This is a genomic window from Vibrio sp. 2304 (genome assembly GCF_033339475.1).
GTDB classification, from domain to species: domain Bacteria; phylum Pseudomonadota; class Gammaproteobacteria; order Enterobacterales; family Vibrionaceae; genus Vibrio; species Vibrio alginolyticus.
Genome location: NZ_JAWOUQ010000004.1, coordinates 80,655 through 93,608, shown reverse-complemented (window position 1 = coordinate 93,608; position 12,954 = coordinate 80,655). Strand labels below are relative to the sequence as shown.

The 12,954-nt window shown below is 45.0% G+C and carries 9 protein-coding genes; 1 reads left to right on the top strand and 8 read right to left on the bottom strand.

All coding sequences use genetic code 11. The features are described from left to right. Positions 1-61: 61 nt before the first annotated feature. Complete coding sequence (locus R7P64_RS09860; protein WP_005397213.1) at positions 62-1,168, bottom strand: response regulator; 1,107 nt, start codon at positions 1,166-1,168, stop codon at positions 62-64. Between the two features lie 288 nt (positions 1,169-1,456). Here R7P64_RS09860 and R7P64_RS09855 point away from each other — a divergent pair, with 288 nt between their 5' ends. Next, complete coding sequence (locus tag R7P64_RS09855; RefSeq protein WP_005397211.1) at positions 1,457-2,332, top strand: LysR family transcriptional regulator; 876 nt, start codon at positions 1,457-1,459, stop codon at positions 2,330-2,332. Positions 2,333-2,398: 66 nt separating this feature from the next. Here R7P64_RS09855 and purF read toward each other — a convergent pair whose 3' ends face one another. From purF to R7P64_RS09820, 7 genes are all read right to left on the bottom strand, one after another. After that, a complete protein-coding gene (gene purF / locus R7P64_RS09850; protein ID WP_005397209.1) occupies positions 2,399-3,913 on the bottom strand; it encodes an amidophosphoribosyltransferase in 1,515 nt (504 codons plus the stop codon). 36 nt (positions 3,914-3,949) lie between these two features. Continuing rightward, entirely contained in the window at positions 3,950-4,441 is a 492-nt protein-coding gene (locus R7P64_RS09845) for a CvpA family protein (RefSeq protein ID WP_005380590.1), read from the bottom strand. A gap of 61 nt (positions 4,442-4,502) precedes the next feature. After that, entirely contained in the window at positions 4,503-5,096 is a 594-nt protein-coding gene (locus tag R7P64_RS09840; protein WP_017820797.1) for an SPOR domain-containing protein, read from the bottom strand. Between the two features lie 14 nt (positions 5,097-5,110). Continuing rightward, complete coding sequence (folC, locus tag R7P64_RS09835) at positions 5,111-6,373, bottom strand: bifunctional tetrahydrofolate synthase/dihydrofolate synthase (protein WP_256901262.1); 1,263 nt, start codon at positions 6,371-6,373, stop codon at positions 5,111-5,113. A gap of 46 nt (positions 6,374-6,419) precedes the next feature. Continuing rightward, positions 6,420-7,346, bottom strand: a complete 927-nt coding sequence (gene accD, locus R7P64_RS09830; protein WP_005380583.1) for an acetyl-CoA carboxylase, carboxyltransferase subunit beta — start codon at positions 7,344-7,346, stop codon at positions 6,420-6,422. A gap of 197 nt (positions 7,347-7,543) precedes the next feature. Beyond that, positions 7,544-8,338, bottom strand: coding sequence for a tRNA pseudouridine(38-40) synthase TruA (gene truA, locus R7P64_RS09825; protein ID WP_005380566.1), 795 nt, complete (start codon positions 8,336-8,338; stop codon positions 7,544-7,546). Between the two features lie 142 nt (positions 8,339-8,480). Continuing rightward, a complete protein-coding gene (locus R7P64_RS09820) occupies positions 8,481-12,923 on the bottom strand; it encodes a FimV/HubP family polar landmark protein (RefSeq protein WP_318119218.1) in 4,443 nt (1,480 codons plus the stop codon). Positions 12,924-12,954: the final 31 nt, after the last annotated feature.

The following is a 12,954-nucleotide window of genomic DNA, read 5'->3' as shown; positions in this document are numbered from 1 at the left end:
GTGGTTCTAAAAAGACAATAAGCAGCGCCAAGACGCTGCTTATTGTGTTATGAAGTCAGAATTATACCAGTCGTGATTTCCGGGCAATATTTAAGCTAAAACTTGAAGAACCTAAACAACCAATGGATAGCTGACCAGCAACACCTAGCGGTAAATCTCGGGTTATGAAGTTTTTCATACTTCCTGCCCCTAAACAGTTACCTGCCGCGATATGTTGATTAGTATTTCCGTCAGACCAATGACTATCTAAACCCGCAGGCAGGATAGAAACGGAGGACGAAGCCAGATCAGCGACACCAAATACAGCATTAACCGCACCAGCGCACTCTGAACACTCGATTCCTTTTTCAATGATCCCTACCATATCCTTCAGATCAGCACTGAAACTCTTCAAATTACGCAGGTAATCGTCAAACAAAGCCCTAACAAGCAATGTCGTCGCGACACCATCATTACTCTGGGAAGCAGAGTCAACGAGATAGAACGCAAATTGCCCGTTCATTAACCAACGATAATCAAACACCAGTGGCATAACGTCCGTCGATTGCAATAAACGGTATGAGCAGCGCCAATCACCTTGAGAAGCATCTTTCTCTGGCAATAGAGCATGCAGTAAATCTCTTGCAGCACTCGGGTTCTGCTGCAAATACTCTAGATGCCAGTGAAGCTCTTGCTCATCTGGGATTTCGCCACCGTCATCGACTCGGAACCACTGACTTGAAAAGTCTCGCTGTTCTGAGAAATGGCTATCGGTATCTTCGAGCGTATTGTCTATCGCCTGAGATAAGTGCTCATAATTACCTATCGGTTTAGGAAGAAAGTCTTTAATACCAAATCGCAACGCTTTCGCGACATCGGACATTTCATCCGTGCCGGACACCACGATAAGCGGCAAGTATGGATATTCAAGACTGACTTCTTCGACGAATTCAATGCCATCTAATACCGGCATCGATAAATCACACAAGATAAGATCGGGTTGGCATTCCCTGAGTTGTTGAAGCGCCTCTAGGCCGTTTTCAGCTTCTACTACTTTAAAACCCTGACTTTCTAAATAAGCATTGGTTACTTTACGAAATATTGGATCATCATCCACCAACATAATTAGTTTTTGATTAACCACTTCCTGTGCCGAGACCATTGCCGTTTGACTGTGAGTCTTAAACATACCTTTACACCTCACAAAGCTAAGTCAAAAAACAGATTTATTATTAAGTCATTATTTTTGTTGTGTTTACATCCGGCGAAACGTTGCGCAGCAAGACTTGAGGCCGTTCCGCCTTGTTATAAAACGTAGCTTGAAAACGGCGTTTATACAAATATTACGGGGTATAACAGTATTTACTCAAACAGGGTTGCTGTGTTCAAATGATGCAACATGTTGACTTAAAGCAAGCTTTGATCACAAAGTTAATTATAAATTAGCCGTAATCGGTAATTTAATGTGTCTGGAAATATGAAATTAGATGACTTAAACCTGTTTCGACTGGTTGTCGAAAATGGGAGCTACACCGCAACTTCGCGAAAAACCATGATCCCGGTTGCGACCATCACCCGACGCATTCAAGCGCTAGAAGACTCTGTCAATCTTCGACTATTGAACCGTCACGCTCGCAAACTCTCGCTTACAGAAGCCGGGGAACGTTTTTACCATGAGTGCTCCCCTTTGCTACAAAGGCTAACCACGGCAGCAGAGGAAATCACTGACGACTGCCGAGGAGCATCAGGCAAGATTAAGATATCGGCGCCTTATAACTTAACTAAGCGCATGATGATGCCGATGTTCAACAGCTTTATGAAGCAGTATCCGGACATCAATATCGAACTAACGACAGAAAATAATGCAGACAAGCTTGACCCTACTGAATGGGATGTCATTTTTCGAGTGGGGCCCCAACGTGATTCTAGCCTGATCGCACGCAAGATTGGCGAAGTGAAGGATATTCTTGTCGCAAGTCCTGACTACCTTGCCTCGAATCCGGCACCAAACCACGCAGAAGAGCTCTCTAACCATTCATTGCTAAAAGGCTACCCTCTTATCAAGTGGACCTTAATTAATAGCAAAGGCGAGTCTGTCGTAAACGTTGATCGTGGTCGCTTTCAGGCGAATGCACTAAATGTAGTACGCAGTGCTTGTTCCGAAGGTTTAGGCATCACGCTAATGCCAGATGTCATGATCAAAGAATACATCGAAAGCGGCGATTTGGTACGCATACTGCCAGATTGGAGTGCAAACCCGCGCGACATTTATATGCTTTACAACCACAAAGATCACCTGCCAGAGAAAGTTCGTCTCTTTATCGACTTTGTGATCGCTTATAACATTCACTAATTCGATAGCAAATACAAAAAACCAGAGCCGAAGCTCTGGTTTTTTTACACCTCAAGAAAACGCCTATTATGCGCCTTCGTTATGCAGCTCTAAGTTTGCTAAATCCTGTTGGATTTCAAGTTGTGTTTTCGCATCATCGTTACGAAGACCATCTAAGAAGTCTAGGTATTGTTGGTCAATATCACCCGTTACGTATTCGCCGTTAAACACGGATGTATCGAACTGAGTAATATCTTGGTTTCCAAGGCCGACAGCCTCAACCAAGTCTTCTAGACGTTGATAAATCAATGCATCAGCACCAATCTGCTTACAAATTGTATCGTTGTCGCGGCCATGAGCAATAAGCTCGGTAGCACTTGGCATATCAATGCCGTACACGTTCGGGAATCGAACTTCTGGTGCTGCTGATACCATGTACACTTTCTTCGCACCAGAATCACGTGCCATTTCGATGATTTGTTCTGACGTAGTACCGCGAACGATAGAGTCGTCCACCAGCAACACATTCTTATCTTTGAACTCCGAACGAATTGCATTCAACTTGCGACGTACAGATTTCTTACGTTGTTGCTGACCAGGCATGATAAACGTACGTCCCACGTAACGGTTTTTCACGAAGCCTTGGCGGTAAGGGATATCGATCGCTTGAGCGATTTGAAGTGCGATGTCGCACGATGTTTCAGGGATAGGAATAACGACATCAATATCAAGATTTGCGTAGTCTTCACGAATACGTTCGCCTAGCTTTTTACCCATTTCAACGCGAGCACTGTATACCGAAATTTTATCGATGAACGAGTCTGGACGAGCAAAGTACACGAACTCGAAAATACAAGGGTTCAGCTTAGGATTGTCTGCACACTGCTTCGTGTACAGTTCACCGTCAAACGTTGCGTAGATTGCCTCACCAGGTGCAACATCACGGACAAAATCAAAACCGACGGCATCCAATGCTACCGATTCAGACGCAACCATGTACTCCGCTCTGCCATTAACTTCACGCTTACCTAAACATAGAGGGCGAATACCGTGTGGGTCACGAAACGCAATCATACCATGACCGATAATCATGGCGGTCACAGCATAAGCACCGCGAATTGTGCGATGAACATTGGTGACTGCGCGGAATACGTCTTCGGTCGTGACATTTCCTTTTACTGAGTCAATTTCGTGCGCCAGTACATTTAGTAATACTTCAGAGTCTGAAGTGGTATTGATATGACGGCGATCTTTTTCAAACAGCTTCTGACGAACTTCGTTAGCGTTAGTCAAGTTACCGTTGTGGGCAAGTGTAATACCGAAAGGAGAGTTTACGTAGAAAGGTTGAGCTTCTGAAGCGCTTGAACTGCCTGCTGTAGGGTAACGAACATGACCAATTCCGACCTCGCCTTGCAGGCGTTGCATGTGTCTTGCTTCAAATACATCCTTGACTAAACCGTTCGCCTTACGTAGACGAAAACGATTGCTTTCTATGGTACAAATACCAGCGGCATCTTGGCCACGATGCTGTAACACCGTTAACGCGTCATAAATAGACTGGTTTACAGGCGTTGTGCCCACGATTCCAACAATACCACACATGTCCTAATCCTCGATTTGCGACAGTAGCTGGCACTACTAGATAGTGCCAGACAGAAAACTTGATGTTGCTTGTAAATGCTCGAAGAATGGGGCGATGATACGGCTGAACTCAGGGATCAACTGTGAATCTTTCCACCAATCCGAGCTTGGGAATGCAGTAAACGCATCCATAAAAAACAGCACCGCAGAAACAATTAAGACTCCGCGTAGACCACCAAATACAATCCCGAGAATTCGGTCCGTACCTGATAGCCCTGTTTTTTGTACCAGTTGACCAATGACGTAATTCACCACTGCACCAACTACCAAGGTTGCGACAAATAACGCCGCAATCGCCGCTCCGTTACGAAACATATCATCTTCGATGTTGGTGAAGTACACCGCCAATTTGGCATAGTAATTACTGGAGATAAAAAACGCTCCAAACCAAATCACCAAAGACAAAGCTTCTTTAGCAAAACCGCGAACTAAACTGATCAGAGCTGAAAATCCGATCACACCTAAAATGATAAAATCTATCCAATTCATCTTTTCTTCATCTTAAGTTGGCGCGCATTTTAACAGAAAAAATGCTGACGCAAACGTTTTCTTATGGATTTAATGGCTTAAATTTAAGCAATTGACCTTTTGAACCTGTAATTTTTTGTAATTCTTGAACTTGTCGTTCAAGTTTACTTTTTGACACATCAGGGCCAACAATCACTCTCGTAAACTCGTTTTCTTTCTTTGTGTGAGCTTGATAACCACGCTTTTGCAAATCCGCGACAAGCGCGACAGCATTTTCGTGATTCTTAAGTGCCATCAACTGAATGATCCAAGCTGAATCTTCATATTGATTTTTCTCTTGAACAGGACGAGTGACGACCTCAACTTGCTCTGGTTGTTTGATGACCTCAGGTTTAGATGTTGGCGCTGGCTCGGGCTCAGAAACGGCTACTTGAGCATCCTCACGTTCTTGCACTACAGCTTCAACCGGAGAATCCGGTAACGTAATGTCGTCTTCCACTGGCTCTAATATTTCGAAGTTTTCCACATCACTATCAAGTTCTGGTTTGATAGGAATACTGGCAAATTCTTCTTTGTAGTGCAGTTTCTTACCATCTAGCACATCGGGAAGAACAATGACTCCGACTGCGACTAGAATGATGGTGCCGACTAAACGACTTTGGAATTTACTTGCCATCAAAATACCTTTACTTATTTATTATTTGATTGCCAATGTTCCAATACCTCTCCGACGGTATGGAATGAGCCAACCACCAGAATAACGTCTCCTGTCTTTGCGTGGCTTCTCGCACTCTCGAAGGCGTCAACAGGGTTTTCAAAATGAACTTGCCCATCAGGTAAGTATTGGCACAATTCATCAGCGGTCGCCGCTCTCGGTCCAGTAAGCGACGCTGGATACCATTGTGTTGCAACTGGAGTTAGAGCTTCAATGGTTGCTTTAATGTCCTTGTCATGCAGCATTGCAACCACAATATGGATATTCTTACCCAGATATTGTTGCTTCACTCTCTCTACCAAATACTCAGCAGAGTGCGGGTTATGAGCGACATCAAGGACTATTTCAGGTTCGTGATGCAGTACCTGCATACGCCCCGCCAAACGAGCATTATTCAAGCCATTGACAATATTTATGTCAGTGATTTGCAATTCCGAAGCCCCTAGTGCCATCAGTGCAGTGGCTGCATTTTGTAATGGTAGCGATGGGATTGGTAAATCCTCTAACTCAAATGCCCCACTGCTCCATTTCCAACCATTATCAGTTAGTTGGTAATCGTACTGAATACCTACTTGGAAGAACTCAGAACCAATATCGTCAGCATGAGCCGCCACGGTCGCTGGTGGCGTTGGTTGACCACAAATTGCTGGCTTCCCTGAACGGTAAATGCCCGCTTTTTCAAAGCCAATAACATTGATGTCATCACCAAGCCAATCCACATGATCGATCGCTAAGCTCGTAATAACAGAAACATCATGGTCAACAACGTTAGTGGCGTCTAGACGACCGCCAAGTCCTACTTCAAGTAAGACAACGTCAACTTTCTCTACTTGGAAAATACGTAGCGCAGCAAGTGTACCGAATTCAAAGAGGCTAAGGCTAACATCACCACGCTGCTTTTCTACATAATCGAATGCTTCACAGTGCTTTGCATCTACAACATCGACGCCATTAATGCGTACACGCTCGTTGTAACGAATCAGGTGCGGAGAACTGTAAACACCGACTGAATAGCCAGCATCAAGTAAAATGGCTTCCATTAACGCACACGTTGAGCCTTTGCCATTGGTTCCGGCAACGGTGATTACGGTTGGAGCTGGTTTGGTAAGATTGGCTTTGTTTGCTACCGCTTGGACACGGTCTAAGCCTAGATCAATTGCTGAGGAATGAATATTTGCTAAATAATCAAGCCACATCTCTAATGAAGATGTGGCTTGAGGAGTTGGGTTTTGGGTCATCTAACTTTAACCATTAAATTCTTTGGTTTTTATGTTAGTTGATACTTTACCCTTTTTCGTCCGCTTCTGGTACAGAATATGGCTCTTCATTTGGAGATTCGTTAACCGAAACCACCAAAGGAGACTTGTGGTTAGTCATCTTAGCGATAAGACCACCCACACGCTGACGCATTTCACGACGGTCAACGATCATATCAATAGCACCGTGATCAAGTAGGAACTCACTACGCTGGAAACCTTCAGGAAGATCTTCACGTACAGTTTGCTCGATTACACGACGACCAGCAAAGCCAATGAGGGCCTTAGGTTCACCGATGTTGATATCACCCAACATAGCCAAACTTGCTGATACACCACCCATTGTAGGGTCAGTTAGAACAGAAATAAACGGCAGACCTTTTTCTGATAAACGCTCAAGCGCAGCACTGGTTTTTGCCATTTGCATAAGAGACATTAAAGCCTCTTGCATACGAGCACCACCACTTGCTGAGAAACAAACAAGCGCACAGTTATTTTCAATGGCTGCATCCACTGCTTTCACAAAGCGAGCACCAACGACTGAACCCATTGAACCACCCATAAAGGAGAATTCAAACGCACACGCCACAAGCGGCAGACCAAGCAATTCACCCTGCATCACAACTAGCGCATCTTTCTCACCGCTATTTTTTTGTGCAGCAGAGATACGCTCTTTGTATCGTTTAGAATCTTTAAATTTCAGTTTATCCTGTGGCTCAAGTTCAGAACCTAATTCAACTCGATTACCTTCATCTAAAAATGTTTCCAAACGACGACGCGCTTTCATACGCATGTGATGGTTACACTTTGGACAAACTTCTAAGTTACGCTCTAGTTCAGCATGGTATAAAACCTGTTCGCAAGAGGTACATTTAGTCCACACACCTTCTGGGATAGAAGCTTTGCGTGAACTTACTAGATTGCTTTTCTCTAAAATCTTTTCAAGCCAACTCATGGAAGACCTTTTCTCTCAACTCTTCCGCTTCATTGCGAAAGATATAAATTCGACATAATACCGACGGATTAAACCATATCTTGCAGCTACTGTAGATAAAAAACTGGTTGTACCTATTTTTGATATCGTAAATAGCGTATGTTTTCCGTTCACATTCAATGTAAACACTACCGATATTTTGAAATAAGTTTGTAAAATTAGTTCAAATTATCTGGTAAAAACAGTGGACCGATCGGCACTTCAGGTAACCCAAACTCTTCTGGGTAGTCTACATCTACCAGGTACAGACCTTCCGCTTTCGCTGTCGCACCCGCTAGTTTGCGATCTTTGGCTTCTAATAACCACTTGATCCATTCAGGACTCTCTTCGCCACGTCCAACTTTTATCAAGCTACCCGTGATATTACGAACCATATGATGCACGAACGCATTAGCTTTAATATCAATAACCACATAGTTCCCATGGCGCGTAACGTTCAGATGCATCAAGTTTCGAAATGGGCTGCGAGACTGACAATGCGCCGCGCGAAACGACGTAAAATCATTTTCGCCAAGTAGGAACTGCCCTGCTTCATGCATTTTTTTCTCGTCGAGCTCACCATGATAGTGACTAACCCCCGAGTTTAGGATGCCTGGACGTAAAGCATGATTGAAAATAATGTAACGATAACGGCGAGCTGTCGCTGAGAATCTTGCATGGAAATCATCTGAAACTTCCTTAGCCCAACGAACCGCTATATCGCTTGGCATGTTCGCGTTTGCGCCCATGGTCCAAGCTACCATTTTTCGAGTAACGTTGGTATCAAAGTGCACAACTTGTCCCGTGCCATGCACGCCTGCGTCTGTCCGACCAGCACACTGAACTTCAACTGGGTGATTAGCGACGACGGACAATGCTTTCTCTAGCTCTTCTTGGACACTTTTCACTTCTCTTTGGCGCTGCCAACCAAAGTAGTTTGTACCGTTGTACTCGATACCTAATGCGATTCTCATCTTAACCTTCGAACTCTAAAATGGGGCGGGAAGTATATACTCAAGTCACCTCAAGTTGCCAGTTTCACCAAGGGTGACATAAAGGTAGCATCCTACTAACGGGACACAAAAAGGGTAGCAAACGCTACCCTTTTGTTTCGGTTTATCGGCCATTAATGGCGTCAATCAGGCTTTTTGCTTCGCGGCGAATATCATCTTCACCGTAAACAATCGCCTCTTCTAGTAGTTTAATCGCCCCTTGAGAATCGTTCATCTCGAGATAGATTTTAGCCAAATCCAGTTTCCCAGCCGCTTCAGCATTGTTATCTACGTCAATATCGCCGATCTCGCCGATAACATCTGGAAACTCGTTCAATCCGACATCGAGCTTAAGGTCTTCTTCTTCGAACTCACCACCTTCTCTGTCGACCTGAGCCATCAATTCATCAATCGTCATAAATTGATTTTTCTTCGGGTCGAAGTCATCCAAGTCGCTTTGCTCTGCCCAGTTTTCTTGCGCGATCTCTGGCTGACTTAGTGCATCACTCGAATTCCAAACATCACGCTGGTCCTCAGGCACTTCTTCAGTAGAACTTACGTTATCAGCAGCGGGTTTAAAGCCATCCCAATCATCTCCAACATCAAGCATGGTTTCAAAATCCATACCTGCACTTGCGATGGTGTCACTGTCTAGTTTACCTTCAAATACTTCTGAGTTTGCGTCTTCCGCAAGAAGGTTAGCCATTGATGATTCATCATCCAAATTACTGAGCGGCTCACCCTCTGTCGCTGTTGACTGCACTTCTGGGTCAGTATCAAAGCCGTTTTGCTGCGCAAATACTTCAAACAAAGCATCATGATCGTTATCGGCTTGAATAGCTGGTCTCGATGTCTCTGCTTCAACCTTAGGGCTCTCTGGCGCACCCTCGTTCATTGACGCGAGAACATCTTCCTCATTGAACTCTGGAAGATCTTGGTCGTCAAAACTTAACTCTTCATCCTCACCGGAGATTGGTTCTATATCTGCAGTCTCAGAGCTCGGTAATTCTGGCTCTTCTTCCATCGACGCCAAGGCATCTTCTTCGCTGAACTCTGGCAAATCGAGCTCATCAAAATTGAACTCTTCTTCGGACTCAGCTGGCAAGTCGGCTTCAACCTGTTCTGGCTCAACGGACTCGGACGTTTCTAACGCAGGTCCGCCAGCCATAGACGCCAGTGCATCTTCTTCACTGAACTCTGGCAAATCGAGCTCATCAAAATTGAACTCTTCTTCGGACTCAGTTGGCAAGTCGGCTTCAACTTGTTCTGGCTTAACGGACTCGGACGTTTCTAACGCAGGTTCGCCAGCCATAGACGCCAATGCGTCGTCTTCACTAAACTCAGGAAGATCCAGCTCGTCAAAATTGAACTCTTCTTCGGACTCAGCTGACAAGTCCGCTTCAACTTGTTCTGGCTTAACGGACTCGGACGTTTCTAACGTAGGTTCGCCAGCCATAGACGCCAGTGCATCTTCTTCACTGAACTCTGGCAAATCGATCTCATCAAAATTGACTTCATCTTCTGATTCAGCTGGCAAGTCTGCTTCAACCTGTTCTGGCTCAACGGACTCGGACGTTTCTAACTCCGGCTCATCCGTCATAGACGCCAATGCGTCTTCTTCACTAAACTCAGGAAGATCCAGCTCATCAAAATTGAACTCTTCTTCGGACTCGGTTGGTAAGTCAGCTTCGACTTGCTCTGGTTTAACGGACTCGGACGTTTCTAACTCCGGCTCATCCGCCATAGACGCCAATGCGTCTTCTTCACTAAACTCAGGAAGATCCAGCTCGTCAAAATTGAATTCATCTTCTGATTCAGTTGGTAAGCCTGCTTCAACTTGTTCTGACTCAACGGACTCGGACGTTTCTAACGCAGGTTCGCCAGCCATAGATGCTAGAGCATCTTCTTCACTGAATTCTGGCAAATCTAGCTCATCAAAATTGAATTCTTCTTCTGAATCGTTGGTCGACTCAGTTTCCGGCTCCAATTCAGGCTCATCCAGTAGCCAATCTTCTTCTTGTGGAACACCGAATTCATTTTCTATTGTATTTGGTGTCGGCGTGAAGGCTGGAATGTCTTCCTCTTGCTCAACGTGAGGCTGTACCTCAGCATCGGACTCCACGGATGGTTCTTGTGTTGAATCAGTATCGGTAGCCTCTTGCTGTAGTGATGAAGCTTCCTCTATCTCAGCTTGTGTTTTTTCAACTTGCTGCGGTAAATCGTCTTCACTATCAAATAGAGCGTCAAGTTCAGCAGAAAAATCCGCTTTTTCTTGTTCTGTTGGCAGAAGCTCTTCACTGTCTGACTCAAATAGGTCGTCTAGCTCGCTCATTAAAGGATCATTCTCTGGTGAGAGGTCCTCTAAATCACCAAGAAATTCATCGCTGCTAAATGGCTCTGAAGTAGCTTCTGGCTCGGTTAATGGTTGATCTTCTACAGCTTGTTGCGTGTCTGGCTGGCTTTCACTTAATAAAGCGTCGATGTCCAACCCAGACTCAATGTCCTGATCTTCATGAGTTTGTTCTGACTCAACTACGGGAGATGGCTTTTCGTCGGCGTCTGATTCACCAAAACCAAGTGATTTCAGTAACTCTTCCTCTTCCGATTTATTCTGCTCTGGGCTCTCGTCCTCTCGAATCAGATCATCAAACGGATCTAAATCAGCTTCAGTCTCTTCATCAAGTTCAGAGGTAACATCATCAATGAGTTCATCCAGTAAGTCTGTGCTATCTGCGTCTAACTCTTCGATCGAGTCATCACCTTCAAAACCAGAGATTGCTTCTAGCTCGTTTAGTGGATCAAACTCGTCTGTGTCATCTTCATCAAAATCAATGAGTTCATCGAGTAGCTCTGTACTGTTTTCATCTAGAACAGGACCTTCATTGGCGTCAGCTTCTCGAACTTCCGATTCACTAGCCGGTTGTTCATACTGGGCCAATAGCTTATCGATATCGTCGTCAGATGCCTCTCCAACACTAAAGTCATCATCCGAAACGGGCTGTTTTAACTCAGGCTCATCAGTATCTAAATCGAAGTCATCGTTGCCGAGTTCAGCAAACAAGTCATCAAGCATATCCTGGTCGACAGTGTCACTTGGTAACTCTTCTGACGGCTCATCGGCTGCAAGTAACTCGGCAAATGCGTCGTCTGAAAGTGAGTCTGATTTCTCATTCGTATCATCCGAAAGATCGAAGCCAGACTCATCGTCATCGAGCACTTCTAGTTCTGGAGCAACCTCATCTAAGGCTCGCTCCATTTCTTCTAAACCAAGCGCTTTTTCTTCGCCGTTGACTTGGATACCATTGTTCGATGACTCAAACTCATCCAGACCAACATCTAGGTCGCCGTCATCGCCAATATCTGCAAATGGGTCATCGTCCCCTTCCAGATTGAAATCCAGTTCTTCATCGTCGAGGTTAGCAAAGACGTCTTCTTCTAAATCTGACTTCTCTTCTTCTAAAGACTGTGCGTTGATATCTTCATCTGCAAACAACTCATCATCAAGTGTGAGTTCTTCATCCAGCTCGTCCGTCGCCGCTAAACCAATTGGCGCAGCTAATGGATCGGTTTCCTGCGGCGATTGCTCAGCAGGCTCTTCCTCTTTGTTTTTAGAACGGCGACCAAGCAACATCACAACCAACAGTGCCAGCAATGCACCTGGAATAAGCGCCGCTAAGCCGACAAGCCAACCATTAGACAAAATCTTGTCAATCGTACTTGGCTGCATGCGTTGTTGCTCAGCAAGGCGCTGGCGCTCTTCAGCAAGCAGTTTCTCGACTTCCGAGCGAATGCGTTCTTCGTCATTCAGCTCATTTTTCAAGGTTTCAACTTCGCTTTGCACTTCTGACAACATTAAGCGAAGACGATGGTTCTTCTCTTCCAATGACTCTAATTCACTTTGTGAGCCTTGAAGTTTGTCTTTTAACGCACTGACCTGCTTTTCACCCTGCGGAGAGGTGTTCACAGGTGGCGCAGGAATAACTGGTATTGTTTTTTGAACCGGTTTTGGTTCCGCAGCTACAGTAGTTTCTGGCTTAGGAGCAACAGGCTTGGGTTCTACTTTTATTTGTGGCTTTGGTTGCTCGGTGACGCGTTGCGCTGGCGTGGCTCTATTTGTCGGCTTCGGCTGTTTTAACTTAGCCTCGTGCGCCTTCATAATCGCAACAGCTTGCTCTGTAGTCGCGCTTTGCACTTGCTCTAGAGACGGTACTCGTAGTCGACTCCCTGGGATCAACTCATGAATGTTTTGGTTCTCAAACGCTTGAGGGTTAATTCGATAAATGGCAAGAAGCGTTTGTTGAACGGTAACACCGCGTGAAGGTCGTAACTCTGAAGCGATCGACCATAGTGTTTGATTTTCACCAGTCGGACCAAAGAAACGTGACGGCTGAGTATTTGCAGGAGGAGCAGGTAATGCTCGCTCAATATCTTCAGCATAGCTCGGAGATGATTGCACTTCACCAGACGGTCCAACAAGACGAATTCCTTCGGCTTGAACCACTGATAATGTCTGAGTCGCGCTCATCAACACAAGGGCTGCTAACAAACGCTTATAATTTTGACGCATAGAAGGCTCAGTTTTGTGCTAAATACAATTT

Excerpts from the sequence above, each read along its gene's own strand:
- R7P64_RS09860 (WP_005397213.1), bottom strand. The coding sequence starts at position 1,168 with ATGTTTAAGACTCACAGTCAAACGGCAATGGTCTCGGCACAGGAAGTG.
- R7P64_RS09855 (WP_005397211.1), top strand. The coding sequence starts at position 1,457 with ATGAAATTAGATGACTTAAACCTGTTTCGACTGGTTGTCGAAAATGGG.
- purF (WP_005397209.1), bottom strand. The coding sequence starts at position 3,913 with ATGTGTGGTATTGTTGGAATCGTGGGCACAACGCCTGTAAACCAGTCT.
- R7P64_RS09845 (WP_005380590.1), bottom strand. The coding sequence starts at position 4,441 with ATGAATTGGATAGATTTTATCATTTTAGGTGTGATCGGATTTTCAGCT.
- R7P64_RS09840 (WP_017820797.1), bottom strand. The coding sequence starts at position 5,096 with ATGGCAAGTAAATTCCAAAGTCGTTTAGTCGGCACCATCATTCTAGTC.
- folC (WP_256901262.1), bottom strand. The coding sequence starts at position 6,373 with ATGACCCAAAACCCAACTCCTCAAGCCACATCTTCATTAGAGATGTGG.
- accD (WP_005380583.1), bottom strand. The coding sequence starts at position 7,346 with ATGAGTTGGCTTGAAAAGATTTTAGAGAAAAGCAATCTAGTAAGTTCA.
- truA (WP_005380566.1), bottom strand. The coding sequence starts at position 8,338 with ATGAGAATCGCATTAGGTATCGAGTACAACGGTACAAACTACTTTGGT.
- R7P64_RS09820 (WP_318119218.1), bottom strand. The coding sequence starts at position 12,923 with ATGCGTCAAAATTATAAGCGTTTGTTAGCAGCCCTTGTGTTGATGAGC.